Raw genomic sequence first — 17,997 nt, 5'->3', positions numbered from 1 at the left:
CCATGAAGGCCTGGTCGTTCAGCACCGAAAGCCACCCCCGCGCCGAGCGCGCGGAGGCCTGGCGCGAGGCGATGAGCCGCCTGGGCCTGCCGATCGAGGGACTGTCGGACAACGAGCCGGCGGCGGCGTCGGTCGTCTGCCTGACCTCGCCGCTGGGGATCGAATTCGCTCTGGTCGAGGCCGGCGCCCAGACGATCGCCGGCCGCCTCACGGCGCAACCGGCGGCGATCTGGCTGGCGGTCTTGCTGAATGGCGAAGCCACCCTGGTCACCGACGAACTGGCGGTCAGCGTCGGGGCGGGCGACATCGCCTTCGGCCCGACGGGACAGGCGGCGGCCCTGCGGCTCGACACCCGCTCGCGGCTCCTGTTCGTGCGCGCGCCACGCGTGGCGCTGGACCACCGACTGATCCGGCCTTTCAACCTGCGGGTCGGCTGGCTGGACGGCTCCAAGGGCGTGCCGCGCATTCTCTCGGACCTGCTGCGCGCGACCGCCGAGGAGCTGGAGAACCTCTCCGTCGACCAACTGCGGCCGGTGGACCTGGCCTTCACGGAGTTTCTCGCGCAATGCCTGCTCGAGCAGGGGGCGGCGGTCTCCGACGCCTACGAGACCACGACGCCGACCGCGCACCTGCAGCGACTTTGCCAGACCATAGAGACCCTGTTGCCCGACGCCGAGCTGTCGCTACGGCGCGTCGCGGACGAGGAGGGGGTCTCGCCGCGCTACGTGCAGAAGCTCTTCGCCTCGGCCAACGAGACCTTCAGCCACTATCTGCGATCGCGCCGGCTGGAGCGGTGCCGGATCGATCTCGCCAGCCCCCAGCACGCCCGGTTGTCGATCTCGGAGATCTGTTTCCGCTGGGGCTTCAACGGCTCGGCCCACTTCAGCCGGGCCTTTCGCGAGCAGTACGGCCTGTCGCCCCGCGAGTTCAGGCAGGGCCGCGGCCACGCCGACGCCGAGGCCTTGAACTGAGGCCGCCGCCGCGGGCGGAGCCATGAACGGCGGATTGTGTTTCTGGTCAAAATGCTCCGGCTTTGATCTTGATCAAGGGATGCGCGCACAAGGTTGCGCTTCATAGTCGCTGGGCGATCAAGCTTCGCTCTTGGACGCTCAAGGCGAGGCTGCGGTGTCGGATCACAAGTTTGATTGGCCGCAGTTTGACGAACTCTGGTCCCGCCGCCTGCCCGCGCCGTCATCGCCGCTGGCCCAACCCACCGGCTTCGCGGGCGTGCGATTGAGCTTCGAGGAAGCGGAAGTTTCGCTCCAGGCCACCGCCGAACGCCTGGCGCTTCCCCATCCTCGGCTGGGCAGCGACGAGTTCAACGTGCTCGCGATCTCTGGCGGCGCCGCGGGCGGAGCCTATGGCGCCGGGGCCCTCGTGGGCCTTGGCCTGGCCGGCTACCGTCCCCGGTTCGATATCGTAACCGGGGTGAGCACGGGCGCCCTGATCGCGCCGTTCGCCTTTCTGGGCCCGGCGTGGGACGAGCGGTTGAAGGAGGCCTACACCGGGGGGCGCGCGGCCGAGCAGTTCCGGTGGACGGCGCTCGCGGGCGTGCTCCAGGGGGGGCTGATGACCGCCGAGAGCCTTGATGGCTTGATCGCTCCGTTCATCGACGAGGCGCTGGTCGCCGCCGTCGCCGTCGAGCATCGCCGCGACCGCCGCCTGCTGATCGCCACCACCGATCTCGACAGCCAACGCCCGGCCATCTGGGACATGGGCGAGATCGCGTGCCGGGGCGGATCCTCGGCCGTGGAGATGTTCCGGCTGGTTCTCGCCGCCTCGGCCAGCATGCCAGGCCTGTTTCCGCCGCGGCTGATCCGCTGCGAAGCGGACGGCGAACCCTTCGACGAACTGCATGTCGACGGCGGCGTCACCACGCCGCTGTTCATCCTGCCCGAGGCCCTGCTGCACTGGCTGCGGGTCGGCCGGCGACTGCGGCGCGGTCGCGTCTACGTCCTCATCAACACGGTGATCGACCCGTCGCCGCGCACGACATCACCGAGTTTGCCGGGTGTCCTGATCCGCAGCTTCGACACGATGCTGCGGGTCTCCTACCGGCAGGCGTTGAATGTCGTGACCACGTTCTGCATAGGCAACAACATCCCCTTGAGCGTCGCCTCGATCCCCGCCCGCCCGGCCACGACCGCCAACGGGGCCATGCTCGACTTCGACACCGAAGCCATGAAAGCCTCGTTCGAGGCCGGTCGCGCGGCCGCCGCGAAGGCGGGTTTCTGGGACACGCCGGCGGTGCGCCTGGAGCCCTGGGAAAAGTTCTTGAACTCGCTATGACACCCCTCCGCCCGGGCGAAATTGCCGGCGACCGGTGACGAGGGGACCAGACTCGTCCCGAAGGCTACATCCCCGGCTTTCCGTTGAGGCTTGCCTCCGATCGGATTTTCCCCGCCTGTTGAACGGTGATTAGAGAAGCTTGGCCTCTGGGGAGGAAATCTCCATTTCAATTCCCATTGTTTCAATAGGAATTTTGGTCCCGCAGAAACGGCGCATCTCCCGGCGTCGACAAAGGGATAGAGCGGTGATCAAGCGTCTTCTTATCGGAACCGCCGCCGGCGCCCTGGGCGTGGCTTTCGCGGGCGCCGCCTGGGCTCAGGCCGGCGCCCAGGCTTCCGGCGACGCCGCCGTCGAGCAGGTGATCGTCACCGCCCAGCGCCGCGAGCAATCGGCCCAGGACGTCGGCGTGGCCCTGTCGGTGATCTCCGGCGAACAGCTGGTCGCGCGCGGCGTGGCCACGGTCAACCAGCTGCAGTACGCCACGCCGAGCCTGGAGATCACGCCCCAGTTCGGCAGCGGCCAGCCCAGCTTCCGCCTGCGCGGCGTCGGCTTCGACGACTACGCGTCCAACAACTCCTCGACCGTCGGCGTCAGCGTCGACGAGGTGGCCTATCCGATCCAGGCCCAGACCCAGGGCCTGCTGTTCGACATCGCCCGCGTGGAAGTGCTGCGCGGGCCGCAAGGCACGCTGTACGGCCGCAACACCACCGGCGGCGCGATCAACTTCATCACCAACCGGCCGACCAACAGCCTGACCGCCGGGGTGACCGCCGAATACGACAACAACGACGCGTTCAAGGCCGAGGGCTACGTGTCAGGGCCGCTCGGCGACACGCTCAGTGGCCGCCTGGCCTTTGTCACCGACCAAGGCGGCGCCTGGCAGAAGAACCGCGCCACGGGTCAGAAGCTGGGCGACAAGGACACCAGCTCGGTGCGTGGCCAACTGGCCTGGGCGCCGAACGACAAAGCCGACGCCCTGCTCAGCGTCCATGCCGGCTACGACAAGTCCGAGCCGACCGGCCTCTATCTGTTCAATCCGCTGAGCTACAACGCCAGCCTGGCGACGATCCCGGCCGACAGCGGCCGCAAGAACACCGGCTGGGGCGGCTCGGCCGCCTTCGCGACGCTGACCGGCATCGCCGCCAACGCCAAGCCGTTCCACGACACCAGGAGCGGCGGCGCCTCGCTGCGGGCGCACGGCGAGACCGGCGGCGTCGACCTGGTGTCGATCACCGCTTACGAAAAGCTGCACCGCAGGGAATACAACGACTGGGACGCCTCGCCCTACGCCTATGCCGGGACCTATTTCGACACCGACGCCAAGGTGTTCTCGCAGGAGCTGCGCGCGTCGTCGAAGACAGAGGGCCCGCTGCAATGGCTGGTCGGCGGCTACTATTCGCGCGAGACCATCGACGAGGCCTTCTATTCGGACTTCTACCAGTCGCTGCTGTTCGACACCCGCACGACCTACAGCCAGAAGGTCCGCTCGGCCTCGCTGTTCGGCCAGCTGGAATACGCGCTCAGCGACAGGCTGAAACTGGTGGCCGGCCTGCGGGGCGAGGATGAGAAGCGCCAGCAGTTCGACTTCGTCACCGCCGGCGTCTTCGCCCCCGGCGCGCCGCCGACCAATTTCAGCCCGACCGACGACAAGTCGCTGAAGAACAAGTCGGTGACCGGCAAGCTGGCCCTTGAGTACAAGCCGGTTGAAGGCGTGTTGCTCTATGCCAGCGTCAGCAAGGGCACGAAGTCCGGCGGCTTCACCTCTTACAATCGTGGCGACGCCGCGGCCGTTGACGGCTTCAAGCCCGAAACCCTGTGGGCCTACGAGACCGGCTTCAAGTCCAGCTTCGCGGCCAACACCATCCAGCTGAATGGCTCGGTCTTCTATTACGACTACAAGAACCAGCAGATCCAGTCGGCGATCTACGACATCAACAACGGCCCGATCGGCGCCATCGTCAACGCCCAGAAGTCGCACCTGTATGGCGGCGAACTGGAGCTGACCTGGCGCCCGGTCCGCTCCTTACGGATCGGCCAGTCGCTGGGCTACAAGACCGGGAAGTTCGATAAGTACACGAACGATCTGGATATCCCGGCCAGCGTCGCGGCCGGCCACGCCGTCTATATCTCGCGCACCGGCGCCAAGGTCGGCTTCCCGCCGCTCAGCTACGGCGGCGACGTGTCCTATGCCTGGGCCGTCGGCGACTACGAGGTCGAGGCCCAGGGCAATTACGCCTTCCACGACAAGACCAAGCCGCTGCTGCTGGGGTCGCGCTACGATGTCGACTCGTACTGGCTGGCCAACGCCAGCGTGACCCTGTCGCCGGCCAAGGGCCCCTGGGCGTTGACCGCCTTCGCGCGGAACGTCTTCAACACCAGGTACGACCTGACGCGGAACTTCTTCCTGCCGCTGATCGACATCGCCGCGCCCGGCCAGCCGGCCACCTATGGCGTTCGCGTCAACTACGCTTTCTAGTCAGGCAACGACCGCCCTGGAGCGTTGAACATGTTGAAGACCTCGTTGCTGATCCTGGGCGGCCTCGTTGGCCTGGTCGTCCTCGCGGGCCTCGTCGGCTGGCTGCTGCTGCGCGGCCCCGACATTCCCTACGAAACCCTGGAAGCCAAGTACGCCACCAAGGCCTCACGCTATGCCGATCTGCCCGGCGGCGTGCGCCTGCACTACAAGGACGAAGGCAAGGCCGATGGGCCGCTGCTCGTCTTGGTCCACGGCTTTGGCGATTCGCATTTCTCGTGGGAAGGCTGGGTCGCGCGGCTGGGTGATCGCTATCGGATCATCACCATCGACCTGCCGGGTCACGGCCTGACGCGCGCCCCCGTGGGCTATGTCGCCTCGGCCGATGGCTTCGCCGACCTGGTCGACGCCCTGGCGGCCAAGGAGAACCTTCCCAAATTCGCCATCGCCGGCAATTCGATGGGCGGCGGCGTGGCCTGGCAGGTCGCGGTGCGCCATCCGGACCGCGTGAACGGCCTGATCCTGGTCGACGCCGCCGGCTGGCCGGCCACCACGCTGAAGAAGCCTCCCCTGGCCTTCAAGCTCTTGAAGTATTCGTGGGGGCGCGCCTTCCTGCGCTCGATCGACAACAAGCCGCTGATCCGCTCGGGTCTGCGCGGCGAGGTCGGGGATCCGGCCGTGATCACCGACGCCTTCATCGATCGCTGGGCCGAGCTGCAGCGCGCCCCGGGGCACCGCGCCATCCTGATGTCGATCCAGCCCGGCAAGCACAGCCAGGCGACCCAGGAGGTCCTCTCGACCATCAAGGTCCCGACCTTGGTCTTGTGGGGCGAGATCGACCCGCTGATCGAGGTGGCCAGCGCCCACAAGTTCGCCGAGGCGATCCCCGGCGCCAAGCTGATCGTCTATCCGAAGGTTGGGCACCTGCCGCAGGTCGAGATCCCGCAACGCTCGGCTGACGATACGGCCGCCTTCCTCGCCGAGGCTGGCGTCCGCTAGAGTGCCCTTATGCGTAGCGACTATCTCGGCAATCCGGTGAGCCCGACGTCCGACGCCGCCCTGGCGGCCGTAGACAACTTCGTCGACGGCTTTCTCAGCTATGAGACGCGGGCGGCCGAGGTGATCGGCGCGGCCGAGGCGCATCCGGAGAGCGTGCTGCTGAACGCCTATGCCGCGACGCTGTGGCTGCTGCTCGAAGCGCTGGAGGCCGCCGACCGCGCCGCGCCCTACCTGGCCCGCGCCCGAGCGGCGGTGGGCCAGGCCCATCCCCGCGAACAGGCCTTCGTCGCGTTCGTCACGGCGTGGTCGGTCGACGACATCCCCGGCGCCCTGACCATCGCCGACACGATCCTGGCGGCCTGGCCGCGCGACCTGCTGGTGCTGAAGCTCGCGCAGTATCACGCGTTCAACCGCGGCGACTTCCCGGCCATGCTGCGGGCGGCCAGCGCCGTCCTGCCGGCCGCCGAGGACGTGGCCCAGCTGCACGGCATGCTGGCCTTCGCCTACGAGCAGTGTCACCTGCTGGACGAGGCCGAAGCCGCCGCGCGGCGCGCCCTGGCCCTGAAGCGCCAGGAGCCCTGGGCCCAGCATGCCCTGGCCCACGTGATGCTGACCCAAGGCCGCATCGCAGAGGGCGTGGCGTTCCTGGAAGGCGTGCGCGACACCTGGACCGGCCTCAACTCGTTCATGGACACCCACCTGTGGTGGCACCTGGCCTTGTTCTATCTGAGCCAGGGCCGGTTCGACGCCGCCCTCGCCCTCTATGACGGCCACGTCTGGGGGCAGGAGAAGGACTACTCCCAGGACCAGGTCGGCGCCGTCTCGCTGCTGGCCCGACTGGAGCTGGCCGGCGTCGACGTTGGCGACCGCTGGGATGACGTGGCCAATCGCCTGGCCGCGCGCGCTGACGACGTGGTCCAGCCGTTCCTGACCTTGCAGTACCTCTACGGCCTGACCCGCGCAGGTCGGCCGCAGGCCGACGCCCTGCTGGCCGCCGTGCGCCGCGCGGCGCTGGACGCCCCCGACCATGTCCGCGAGACCTGGCGCGAGGTGGCCTTGCCCGCCGCCGAGGGGCTGGTCGCCCACGCGCGGGGCGACTATCCGAGCGCCCTGCGTGGCCTGCGCGCCGCCCTGCCGCGCCTGGCCGAGATCGGCGGCAGCCACGCCCAGCGCGATCTCTTCGAACAATTGATCCTCGACGCCCTGATCCGGGCCGACCGCCTGGCGGAAGCTCAGCAGGCGCTGGAGCTGCGGCGCGGCTTCGACCCCGCCGGCGTTCCGCTCAATCGCGCCCTGGCCCAGGTCTATGACCGCCTGGGCCTGCCCGCCGAGGCCGCCAAGGCCCGGGCGCGCATCGCGTGAAGTTCCGCGCCGTTCTCGGTCTGGCGGCCGCCTGCCTGCTGGCCCTCGCGCCGGTGGCGCAAGCCGCGCCCAAGGACACGCTGACGGTCGCGCTACAGTTGGAGCCGCCCAACCTCGACCCCACATCCGGCGCGGCGGTGGCGACCGACGAGGTGGTCTACGGCAACGTCTTCGAAGGCCTCGTCCGCCTCGACGCGCAAGGCGCGGTCAAGCCGTTGCTGGCGACCTGGTGGGAGGTGTCCCCCGACGGCCTGATCTACACCTTCCACCTCCGCGACGGCGTGCGGTTCCAGGACGGAACGCCCTTCGACGCAGGCATCGTCAAGTTCAGCCTGGAGCGCGCGCTCGGCCCGGCCTCGACCAATGTCCAGAAACAGTCGCTGAGCGTTATCCGTCAGGTCGAGATCGTCGACCCGCGCACGGTGCGCCTGCGGCTCTCGAGCCCCGACAGCAACCTGCTCTACACCCTGGCCTGGGGCGACAGCGTGATGGTCTCGCCCAAGTCGGCGGCCAACCTGGCCACCGCCCCGGTGGGCACCGGCCCGTTCAGGTTCGCCAGCTGGCGACGCGGCGACACCGTGACCCTGGTCCGCGACGAGGACTACTGGGGCCAGCCCGCCAAGCTGCGCCAGGTGAAGTTCAAGTTCATCGCCGATCCGGCGGCGGCCTATGCGGCGATCAAGACCCGCGAGGTCGACGCCTTCCCCGACTATCCGGCTCCGGAGAACCTGGCCCAGCTGCGCGCCGACCCGGCCCTGACGGTGGTCACCGCCTCCAGCGAGGGCGAGGTGATCCTGGCGATCAACAACCGCGCCGGCCCGCTGGCCGACGTGCGGGTGCGCCGCGCCCTGCAATACGCCCTGGACCGCCGGGCGATCATCGACGGGGCGATGTACGGCTATGGGACGCCGATCGGCAGCCACTTTCCGCCGCAGAACGCGGCCTATGTCGACCTGACCGGCCTCTATCCGCACGACATCGCCAAGGCCAAGGCGCTGCTGGCGCAGGCCGGCTACCCCAACGGCCTCGACCTGAGCCTGAAACTGCCGCCGCCCAACTACGCGCGCCGCGGCGGCGAGATCGTCGCCGCCCAACTGGCGCAGGCCGGCGTGCGGGTGAAGATCGAGAATATCGAGTGGGCCCAGTGGCTGGACCAGGTCTATGGCCGCCACGCGTTCGACCTGACCATCGTCAGCCATGCCGAACCGATGGACTACGCCATCTATGACAAGGCCGGCTACTATTTTGGCTATCACAGCGAGGCCTTCCACGGGCTGATGGAAGCCCTGAAGGGCGCGACCGACGAGGGCCAGCGGGCGGCGATCCTCGGCCAGATTCAGCGCCGGATCGCCGAGGACGCGGTCAACGGCTTTCTCTTCCAGTTCCCCCGCCTGGGCGTGTTCGACGCCCGACTGAGAGATTTCTGGGTCAACTCGCCGACCCAGACCATCGACCTGCGCGCGGCGTCGTTCGACGGCGCCGGCGGGGCGGAAGCCATCGCCAGCGACAAGGCCGGTCCGGCCGGCGCGATCGTCGGCGCCGTCCTGACGCTCGCCGCGGTCGCGGGTCTGGCCTTGCTCGCCGCCCGCTTCGGGGCGGCCTATCTGGGCGGTCGGGCGGTGGTGATGGTCCTGACGCTGCTGGCCGCCAGTGTCGTGGTCTTCGCGATCATCCAGGTCGCGCCGGGAGATCCGGCCGCCTACATGCTGGGCCTCAACGCCAGTCCCGAGGCCGTGGCCAACCTGCGCCAGCAGATGGGCCTCGAGGGCCCGGCGGCGCAGCGCTACCTCACCTGGCTGCTGGGCATGCTGCGCGGCGACCTGGGCGTCAGCTACACCTACCAGACACCGGTCGCGAGCCTGGTCGCCGAACGGATCGGCGTTTCGCTGCCTCTGGCCCTGCTGGCGATGACGCTGTCGGTCGCGGTCGGCGCGCCGATCGGCGCCCTGGCGGCGGCGCGGCGGGGCAAGGGGACCGATACGATCGTCATGGGCCTGACCCAGGTGGGCGTGGCCGTGCCGAACTTCTGGTTCGCCGTGCTGCTGGTCATGGTGTTCTCGATCGGTCTGCGCTGGGTGTCCGCCGGCGGCTTTCCCGGCTGGGACGCGGGCCTGATCCCGGCGCTGAAGGCCCTGGCCCTGCCGGCCATCGCCCTGGCCGCGCCGCAAGCCGCGATCATCGCCCGCGTCACCCGCTCGGCCCTGATCGACACCCTGGCCGAGGACTATATGCGCACCGCCCGCGCCAAGGGGCTCACCGCGAGCCAGGCGCTGTGGCGGCACGGCCTGCCCAACGCCCTGATCCCGCTGCTGACCATCCTGGGCCTGCAGTTCCCCTTCCTGTTGGCCGGCGGGGTGATCATCGAGAACGTCTTCTTCCTGCCGGGGCTGGGGCGTCTGGTGCTGCAGGCCATCGCCCAGCGCGACCTGATCGTGGTGCAGGGCGTGGTCATGCTGCTGGTCTTCGCCGTGGTCGCCACCAACTTCCTGGTCGACGTGGCCTATGTGCTGGTCGATCCCCGCCTGCGGAGGCGCGGATCATGAGCCGGTCCCGCCTTTCGCCAACCCTGATCGTCGGCGGCGTGATCAGCATCGCGTTCGTCGTGGCCGCGCTGCTGTCGCTGGTCTGGACGCCCTACGACGTCGCCAGCTTCGACATCGACCACCGTTTGCAGGGACCCTCGGCCGCCCACTGGCTAGGCCTGGATCACTTCGGCCGCGACGTGGCCTCGATGATCCTGCTGGGCGCTCGCAACGCCCTGTCGGTCTCGCTGGTGGCCGTGCTGCTGGGCGCGGGCGTCGGCGTGCCGCTGGGCCTGCTGGCCGCCGCCCGTCGGGGCTGGATCGACGAGCTGGTCATGCGCGCCTCGGACGTGGTCTTCGCCTTCCCGGCTCTGATCCTGGCCATCCTGATCACCGCCGTCCTGGGTCCCGGCGCGATCAACGCCGTGATCGCCATCGGCGTCTTCAACGTGCCCGTGTTCGCAAGGTTGACCCGAGGTTCGGCGCTAAGCCTCTGGACCCGTGACTACGTTCTGGCCGCCCGCGCGGCCGGCAAGGGCGCGACGCGGATCTCGATCGAGCACATCGCGCCAGGATTATTCAGCATACTGATCGTCCAGGCGACCTTGCAGTTCTCGCTGGGCGTCATCGCCGAGGCGGGGCTTTCGTACGTGGGCCTCGGCGCGCAGCCGCCGGCCGCCAGCTGGGGCAAGATGCTGGCCGACGCCCAGACCCTGGTCGCGGCCGCGCCGCTGCAGGCGATCTTCCCGGGCCTGGCCATCGTCATCACCGTGCTGGGCCTGAACCTGCTGGGCGACGGCCTGCGCGACCGCCTCGACCCGCGCCTGGACGAGGACCGCTAGATGGCCCTGCTCGAGATCCAGGACCTGAAGCTGACATTGGGCGACCAGCCGATCCTGCGCGGCCTGTCGCTGACTCTGGAGGCCGGCCAGGTGCTGGGCGTGGTCGGCGAGTCCGGCTCGGGCAAGTCGATCACGGCCCTCTCGATCCTGGGCCTGCCGCCGCGCGGGGCGCGGGTCGAGGGCGCGATCCGGTTCGAGGGCCGCGACCTCGTCGGCCTGTCCGACGCGGAATTGTCGCGCCTGCGCGGCGACCGCATCGGCATCGTGTTCCAGGAGCCGATGACGGCCCTGAACCCGGTCATGACCATCGGCGCCCAGGTGGCGGAGGTCGTGCGCCTGCACCGCCAGGCCTCGCGCGCCAAGGCCGAAGCCGCCGCCCGCGAGACGCTGGATCGTGTAGGCCTCGCCGACATCCCCCTGACCCGCTATCCGCACGAGCTGTCGGGCGGCCAGCGCCAGCGGGCGGCCATCGCCATCGCAGTTGTTTTGTCGCCCCGCCTGTTGATCGCCGATGAGCCGACCACGGCGCTGGACGTCACCACCCAGGCCGAGATCCTCAAGCTGCTGCTCCATCTGGTGCGCGAGGACGGCGCGGCCCTGATCCTGATCAGCCACGACCTGGCCCTGGTCGCCGAGGCCGCCGACCACGTGGCGGTGATGAAGGACGGCGAGATCGTCGAGCAGGGCGAGACCGGCGCCGTCTTCAAGGCCCTGACCCATCCCTACACCCGGGCCCTGGCCGCCGACGCCGAGCGAATGCCGGTCCGGTCCCGGACGCCCGACGCCCGGGCCGCGCCGATCTTGGAGGCGCGCGGCGTGGTCCGCGACTATCCCGGCCCGCGCGGCTTCCTCCGCGCCGGCCCGCCCGTCCGCGCGCTACGGGGCGTCTCGCTGGAGATCCGTCCGGGCGAGATCGTCGGCCTGGTCGGGGAGTCCGGCAGCGGCAAGTCGACCCTGCTTCGGGCTTTGCTGGCGCTGGACCCCGTCCAGGGCGGTGAGGTGCGTCTGGCTGGCGAGCCCTTCACGCCAGCTTCGCCGCGCCGCCGCCGCCGCGCTATCCAGCTGGTCTTTCAGGACCCGAACGGCAGTCTCGACCCGCGCTGGACGGTCGAGCGGCTGGTGGCCGAGCCGCTGCACCTGCTGGACGCCAGGCTCTCGCCGACGGAACGCCGGGCCAGGGTCGAGGCCGTGTTGGCCAAGGTCGGGCTGCCGGCCGAGGCCGCCGATCGCTATCCGCACCAGTTCAGCGGCGGCCAACGCCAGCGCATCGCCATCGCCCGCGCCCTGATCGTCGAGCCCGACGTCATCGCCCTGGACGAGGCGGTCTCGGCCCTCGACGTCACCGTCCGCGCCGAGGTGCTGGATCTTTTGGCCAAGCTCTCCGACGAATTGGGCGTGGCCTATCTGTTTGTGACCCACGACATGGGCGTGGCGCGCGGCCTGACCGACCGGGTGCTGGTCATGCGGAAGGGCGAGATTGTCGAGGCAGGACCGACCGCCGAGGTCTTCGCCGCGCCGAAACATCCGTATACGGCACAACTGATCGCCGCGACGCCGAATCTGGCCCGGGCGCTGGCCGCCCGCAGCTAGCTTCGCGCCGCGTAGACCCCTCGGGCGATGGCCCGCGCCAGGCAGTCGCCCGCCGCCGAGCCCAGTCGCGCCAGGCGATGCGCGCGCGCATCCGTCCCGAGCGCCACCGCTCCCGAGGCGGCCGCGAACACCACGTCGCCGTCGAACGGCGTGTGGGCGGGGCGCACGGCGCGCGACAGGCCGTCCTGGGCCATCATCGCCAGGCGCTTGCACTCGCCGGCGGTGAGGTCGGCGTTCACCGCCACGACGGCCAGGGTGGTGTTCGCACCTGGCGTCAGGCGGCCCAGTCCCGCCAGCCGCGATTCGTCGGGCATGGGCTCGATCGCCCCAGCCGGCCCGGTGGGCGTGCGGCCGCCGAACTCGCCGTCGATCTCGAACGGCCAGGCCCAGAAGGTCTCGCCGTCGGGCATGAGCACCGAGCCCACCGGATTCGCGGCGACCAGCGCCCCGACCTTCAGGCCGTCTCCCAGGTCCAGCGAGGCCGAGCCCAGGCCGCCCTGGACCAGGCCGGCCCGCGCGCCGCGTCCGGCTCCGACCGCGCCCAACGCGAAGGCTTCGCCGGCCGCTTCGAAGGCCGCCTGGCCCAGACGCCGATAGGGCGGATCCATCGCCCAGGCCTTGTCGCCGCCATTGGCCAGGTCGTAGAGCACCGCGCCGGCCACGATCGGGGTCCGGGGCGTATCCGGTCGCAGCAGGAAGCCCTCTCCCGCCCGCGACAGGGCGGCGGTCACGCCGTCGGCGGCGGCCAGGCCGAAGACCGATCCGCCGCTGAAGGTCAGGGCGTGCAGCCTGGAGTAACCGTTCTCGGGCGACAGGGCCGCGGTCTCGCGCACGCCCGGCCCGCCGCCGCGCACGTCGACGCCGGCGATCCAGCCGCCCGGAAAGCGCACGACGGTCACGCCGCTGCGCACCGCCTCGTCCGTGGCGTTGCCGACCGTCAGGCCAGGCACATCGGTGAGCAGATTGCGCGGACCGGGTCGAAGCAAGGCGATGTCCTTCCAAGGATTCGCCCGCACTCTAGCGAAGCCGCCCCCGCCGGGCCTAGTCTTCCCGCATGAGCGAGCTTCCTGATCTGACCGCCGTCGAACTCTCCCGGCTCTATGGCGACGGGAGCCTCTCACCGGTCGAGGTGACGACGGCCGTGCTGGCGCGGATCGAGGCCTGGGAACCGGACCTCGCGGCGACCTGGGCGCTGGACGCGAATGGCGCGCTGGCGGCCGCCCGCGCGTCCGAGGAACGCTGGCGGCGCGGCGAAGCGCTGAGCGCATTGGATGGCGCGCCCTTGACGATCAAGGAACTGATCGCCACCCAAGGCGTACCCAAGCCGATTGGCTCGGCCGCGTCCGAACTGGTCCCCGAGCCTGTCGACGCACCGCCAGCCGCCCGCCTGCGCGAAGCCGGCGCGGTGATCCTGGCCAAGACCACCAATCCCGACTTCGGCATGCTGTCGTCGGGTCTGTCGAGCTTCCACGCCCTGTCGCGCAACCCCTGGGACCTGGCCAAGACGCCCGGCGGCTCCAGCGCGGGGGCCGGAGCGGCCGCCGCGGCGGGCTATGGGCCGCTGCACATCGGCACCGACATCGGCGGCTCCATCCGCCTGCCGGCCGGCTGGTGCGGAATCTTCGGCTTCAAGCCCAGCAACGGCCGCATCCCGATCGACCCGCCCTATATCGGCCGCTGCGCCGGGCCGATGACCCGCGCGGTCGAGGACGCGGCCCTGGCCATGAGCGTGCTCAGCGCCCCGGATCGGCGGGACCATATGAGCCTGCCGCCGGCGGCGATCGCCTGGGACGACTTGGACCTCGACCTGAAGGGCCTGCGGATCGGCCTGATGCTGGACGCCGGCGTCGGCCTGCCGGTCGAGCCCGAGGTCGCCGAGGCGGTGACCGCCGCCGCCCGGACCTTCGAGGCGGCCGGCGCGATCGTCGAGCCGTTCGCGCCTTACCTGACGCGCGAGATGCTGGACGGGCTGGACCTCTTCTGGCGCACGCGCTCGCTGAGCGACCTGGACGCCCTGCCGCCGGAGCGGGCCGAGCGCTGCCTGCCGTATATCCTGGACTGGGCCCGCGCGGCGCGTGGGGCCGACGGGCTGTCGGTCTATCGCGGCTTCAACCAGATCCAGCGCATGCGCGAGGCCGGCGCCAAGGCTTTCCAGCCGTTCGACTTCCTGCTCTCGCCCACCGCGCCCACGCCGGCCTTCGACGCGCATCTGCCGTCGCCGACCAACGACCCGGCCCGGCCGTTCGAGCACATCGGCTTCACCGTCGCCTTCAACATGACCGAGCAGCCCGCGGCCTCGATCAACTGCGGCTACACCGCTCAGGGCCTGCCGATCGGGCTGCAGATCGTGGGGCGGCGCTTCGACGACCTGGGGGTCCTGCGCCTGTCGCGCGCCTACGAACGGCTACGGCCGGTGCAGAGCCGCTGGCCGACCAGGCCGTTCAATGACAGCCGGCCTTGGTTGACGCCAAGCGCCTGAGCCCCGCCAGCACGCAGACTTCGCCGCCGAGGGCTGTGCTCTCCACCCGTTGGGCTCCCAGGGCGACGCCATAGCGGTCGCTGAGGCCGCTGGCTCCGACCAGGATCACGCGCTCGGCCTTGAAGGCCGCGGCGCCTTCGGCGACCTCGGTTCCGATCGTCAGGCCCGACAGGAAACCCCGCGCCCAGGCGCGGGTGCGGCCCTGGCGCAGCTGAGCGCTTCGGGCTTCGAACAGGGCGCTCAGCAGATGGCCCGCGCGGGCGCGCTCCAGGCCATGGGCGAAGCCGGCGGCCTCGTGCTCGGCGCTCTCGGCGGCGTCCGCGCCCAGCAGCAGGCTGGAGCGGGTCGAGAGCAGGGCGAAGAGCTCGCCGGTCAGGAAGGTCTGGAAGCGCACGATGTGGCCGTCCCGCGCCTGGCACCACTTGCCGTGGGTTCCAGGCAGCACGAACACCTGCTCGCCCTGGGCGAGCTCGGGATACAGGGCCATGGCCCCGAACACCTGGGTCTCCTCGCCGCGCATCACGTCCGGCGCGCCGCTGGGGGCGATCCCGGCCACCCCCGGCGCGACCTCGACCAGGAGGCCGTCCAGCGTCACGGTCGCGGCTTGGCGGACCCAGTCATCGACGCCGGCGGGACATTCGGCATAGGGAGCCTCGACCACGCCGGTGCGCGAGCCGGCCATGCCGGCCAGCACGACGCGCGACAGGCCGCGCCGCGCGCGCCAACTGGCGACCGCGCCCAGCAGGGTCTCGGCGGGCGAGGCGCTGAGCGCGCCGATGCCGGGGCCCTCCACCGACTCCAGCTGGGTGTCGCCGTCGTAGAGGCCCAGACGCAGGCGGCTGGTGCCCCAGTCACCAAAAGCGATGAGGTCAGCCATCAGGCGCTGGCTTTCCAGGCGGCGACGAAGGCGTCCGCGGCGATGCGCACTTCGGCCGCTGTCTTCCCGGGCTTGTAGAGCGCCGAGCCCAGGCCAAAGCCGTTGGCGCCGGCCGCGCGCCAGGTCGCCACATCGCCGGGCTCGACTCCGCCGACCGGGAAGACCGGAGTCGTCCTCGGCAGCACCGCCTTCATCGCCTTCAGCATGGCCGGACCCGCGGCCTCGGCCGGGAACAACTTCAGGGCGTCGGCCCCGGCGGCGATGGCCGTGAAGGCCTCGCTGGGCGTGTAGAAGGCCGGGAACGAGATCAGGCCCGCGGCCTTGGCCTCGGCGATCACGGCGACGTCGGTGTTGGGCGAGATGATGATCTGGCCGCCGGCCCCCGCGACATCGCGCACGGCCTGGGCGGTCAGCACGGTTCCAGCCCCGACGATGGCGCGGTCGCCGAGCGCGTCACGCAGGCGACGGATGCTGTCCAGCGGCGAGGGCGAGTTCAGCGGCACCTCCAGGCAGAGAAAGCCGGCGGCGACCAGGGCCTCACCGACCTCGACCGACTCGTCGGGCGTCAGGCCGCGCAGGATCGCCACCAGGGGAAGGGTCGTCAGGACGTCGGTCCAGGCGCTCATGCGCTCAGCCTCCAAACTGGCCGGGCGGCAGGCCGCGCGCCCCGGCGTCAACTTCGAACAAGGCCCCGGCCCTGGGCCGGCTCAGCCGAACGTGAAAGCATAGGCCTGGGCGCCGGCGTCGAGGAACTGAATCTCGAAGGTGCGGTCGCCGATCGCGCCCTTCTGCCGGACCAGCTGATAGAGCCGCTGGCCGGTGATCACGCCATTGCCGGCCGCGTCGGTGTCCATGCCGTGGTTCGCGCCGGGCGGCTTGCCGTCGATCGTGACCCGGTAGCGGACCTTCGCGCCATTGGCCGCCGGACCCAGCACCAGGTGCAGGTCGCGGGCGTGGAAGCGATAGACGATCTTGCCGCCCGGCGCGTTCAGGCCGGCTTGCTCGGCGCCGATGGTCCAGTCGCCGGCCAGGCCCCAGGCGTTGAGCTTCAGCGGCCCGGCCAGGGCGTAGACGTGGCGCGCGTCGCGCACCGCCCCGCCGGCCGAGGCGAAGTTTTCGGCGCGGTCATAGCCGACATAGGTCTCGGGCGAGCCGACGTCCTTGCCGTCCGAGGCCGCCTGGGCGCCGGTGGCCTTGACCGCCACCAGGCCGCCTTCGACCTCGACCTTACTACCCTTGGCGCGGCCGGCCTCGGCCAGCAGCTGCTGGATCACCCGCTCGGACTGGTCGTAGCCGCCCTCGCCGAAGTGGTGGTGGCGCACCTGGCCCTGGGCGTCGATGAAGTAGTGCGCCGGCCAGTACTGGTTCCCGAACGCGCGCCAGATCGCGTAGTTGTTGTCGACCGCCACGGGGTAGCCGATCTTCAGGTCGGCGACGGCCTTGCGGACGTTCTTGACGTCCTTCTCGAAGGCGAACTCCGGCGCGTGGACGCCGATCACCACCAGGCCCTGGTCCTTGTACTTCTCGGCCCAGGCGCGGACGTAGGGGATCGAGCGCAGGCAGTTGATGCAGGAATAGGTCCAGAAGTCGACGACCACGACCTTGCCCCTCAGCTGGGCCTTGGTCAGGGGCGGGGAGTTCAGCCAGGTCACCGCGCCGTCCAGGGCGGGCGCGGGGCCCTCGACCGGCAGGACCTCGCCCTGGCCGGGCTTGGCGCGCATCATCATCGCGCCGCCGGGAGCGCCGGACATCATCGCGGGATTGGCGGCCATCATGGCGGGGTTGCCGCTCATCGCGTCGCCGCTGGCGGGCAGCAGGACCGACTCCCGCTGGGGATGCAGCTTGTTGACCAGGCCCTGCTCCAGCGCGGCTGTGCTGGTCTGCGAGACGCGGGTCAGGAAGCCGGTGTCGACGCCCAGGGCGATGGCCGCGACGGCGACCAGGATCACCGCCCCGACGCCGCGCCGGATCCATTCGCTGGCGCCGAGCGAGCGCTTCATGGCCGTGAAGACCTTGCCGCCGACCAGCAGGGCCAGGCCCAGCGAGGTGGCCGCGCCGGCCGCGAAGGCCACCAGCAGCAGGGTCGTCTGGGCGTTGGCGCCCTGCAGCGCCGCGCCGGTCAGGATCAGGCCCAGCACCGGACCCGCGCACGGCGCCCACAGCAGGCCGGTGGCGACGCCGAGCAGGGCCGAGGCCAGAACGGTCGAGCCGCCCGCGGCCTCCTGTTCGTCGGCGCTCTGGGACAGCCGTCCGCCCAGGGCGACCAGCGGCCGGGTCAGGCGATCGGCCAGGCTCGGGACCAGCAGGGTCAGGCCGAAGAAGGCCATCAGGGCCAGGGCGACCCAGCGGCCGTACTGGTTGACGCGCACCGCCCAGCCGCCGCCGACCGCCGCCAGGGTGGCGATCAGGGCGAAGGTCACGGCCATGCCGGCCAGCATCGGCAGGCCGCTACGCACGAACGGCTTGTCGGCCCGCGCGAACACGAACGGCAGGATCGGCAGGATGCACGGGCTGACGATGGTCAGCACGCCGCCCAGATAGGCCAGCAGGAACAGGATCATGGG

Annotated in this window: 13 protein-coding genes; 9 read left to right on the top strand and 4 right to left on the bottom strand. The window is 70.6% G+C overall.

The window, feature by feature from the left end; translation table 11 throughout:
- Nucleotides 1–2: 2 nt before the first annotated feature.
- From AC1RJ9_RS12910 to AC1RJ9_RS12875, 8 genes are all read left to right on the top strand, one after another.
- Nucleotides 3–971 carry an AraC family transcriptional regulator gene (locus AC1RJ9_RS12910; protein ID WP_492837293.1) on the top strand — a complete coding sequence of 323 codons (969 nt, stop codon included), beginning with the start codon at nucleotides 3–5 and terminating at the stop codon, nucleotides 969–971.
- A gap of 154 nt (nucleotides 972–1,125) precedes the next feature.
- The gene (locus AC1RJ9_RS12905; RefSeq protein WP_492837292.1) at nucleotides 1,126–2,289 is read left to right on the top strand and encodes a patatin-like phospholipase family protein; all 1,164 of its coding nucleotides are present in this window, start codon (nucleotides 1,126–1,128) and stop codon (nucleotides 2,287–2,289) included.
- A 244-nt stretch (nucleotides 2,290–2,533) separates the two neighbouring features.
- Nucleotides 2,534–4,765 carry a TonB-dependent receptor gene (locus tag AC1RJ9_RS12900; RefSeq protein WP_492837291.1) on the top strand — a complete coding sequence of 744 codons (2,232 nt, stop codon included), beginning with the start codon at nucleotides 2,534–2,536 and terminating at the stop codon, nucleotides 4,763–4,765.
- Between the two features lie 30 nt (nucleotides 4,766–4,795).
- Complete coding sequence (locus tag AC1RJ9_RS12895) at nucleotides 4,796–5,761, top strand: alpha/beta fold hydrolase (protein ID WP_492837289.1); 966 nt, start codon at nucleotides 4,796–4,798, stop codon at nucleotides 5,759–5,761.
- A gap of 9 nt (nucleotides 5,762–5,770) precedes the next feature.
- A complete protein-coding gene (locus AC1RJ9_RS12890) occupies nucleotides 5,771–7,123 on the top strand; it encodes a tetratricopeptide repeat protein (protein WP_492837287.1) in 1,353 nt (450 codons plus the stop codon).
- Nucleotides 7,120–9,666 carry an ABC transporter substrate-binding protein gene (locus tag AC1RJ9_RS12885; RefSeq protein WP_492837286.1) on the top strand — a complete coding sequence of 849 codons (2,547 nt, stop codon included), beginning with the start codon at nucleotides 7,120–7,122 and terminating at the stop codon, nucleotides 9,664–9,666. The genes AC1RJ9_RS12890 and AC1RJ9_RS12885 overlap by 4 nt, the downstream gene beginning before the upstream one ends.
- Nucleotides 9,663–10,487 carry an ABC transporter permease gene (locus tag AC1RJ9_RS12880; protein ID WP_492837285.1) on the top strand — a complete coding sequence of 275 codons (825 nt, stop codon included), beginning with the start codon at nucleotides 9,663–9,665 and terminating at the stop codon, nucleotides 10,485–10,487. Before AC1RJ9_RS12885 ends, AC1RJ9_RS12880 begins: the two co-directional genes overlap by 4 nt.
- Entirely contained in the window at nucleotides 10,488–12,077 is a 1,590-nt protein-coding gene (locus tag AC1RJ9_RS12875; RefSeq protein WP_492837284.1) for a dipeptide ABC transporter ATP-binding protein, read from the top strand. It begins immediately after the preceding gene.
- Here the strand turns inward: AC1RJ9_RS12875 and AC1RJ9_RS12870 are convergent.
- Entirely contained in the window at nucleotides 12,074–13,063 is a 990-nt protein-coding gene (locus AC1RJ9_RS12870; RefSeq protein ID WP_492837283.1) for a P1 family peptidase, read from the bottom strand. The two genes, AC1RJ9_RS12875 and AC1RJ9_RS12870, sit on opposite strands and share 4 nt — an antisense overlap.
- Before the next feature lie 68 nt (nucleotides 13,064–13,131).
- Here AC1RJ9_RS12870 and AC1RJ9_RS12865 point away from each other — a divergent pair, with 68 nt between their 5' ends.
- A complete protein-coding gene (locus AC1RJ9_RS12865; protein ID WP_492837281.1) occupies nucleotides 13,132–14,556 on the top strand; it encodes an amidase in 1,425 nt (474 codons plus the stop codon).
- Here the strand turns inward: AC1RJ9_RS12865 and AC1RJ9_RS12860 are convergent.
- The 3 genes from AC1RJ9_RS12860 to AC1RJ9_RS12850 form a co-directional block, all read right to left on the bottom strand.
- A complete protein-coding gene (locus AC1RJ9_RS12860; RefSeq protein ID WP_492837280.1) occupies nucleotides 14,519–15,433 on the bottom strand; it encodes a 2-dehydro-3-deoxygalactonokinase in 915 nt (304 codons plus the stop codon). The two genes, AC1RJ9_RS12865 and AC1RJ9_RS12860, sit on opposite strands and share 38 nt — an antisense overlap.
- Complete coding sequence (locus AC1RJ9_RS12855) at nucleotides 15,433–16,059, bottom strand: 2-dehydro-3-deoxy-6-phosphogalactonate aldolase (protein ID WP_492837279.1); 627 nt, start codon at nucleotides 16,057–16,059, stop codon at nucleotides 15,433–15,435. Before AC1RJ9_RS12855 ends, AC1RJ9_RS12860 begins: the two co-directional genes overlap by 1 nt.
- Nucleotides 16,060–16,140: 81 nt before the next feature.
- Nucleotides 16,141–17,994 (bottom strand): cytochrome c biogenesis protein DipZ, encoded by a 1,854-nt coding sequence (locus AC1RJ9_RS12850; RefSeq protein WP_492837277.1) that lies wholly within the window; start codon nucleotides 17,992–17,994, stop codon nucleotides 16,141–16,143.
- Between the last annotated feature and the right edge of the window lie 3 nt (nucleotides 17,995–17,997).

The sequence above is a fragment of the Caulobacter sp. GW822-FHT07D08 genome (assembly GCF_058798735.1).
This window is presented reverse-complemented; position numbering and strand designations above follow the sequence as displayed.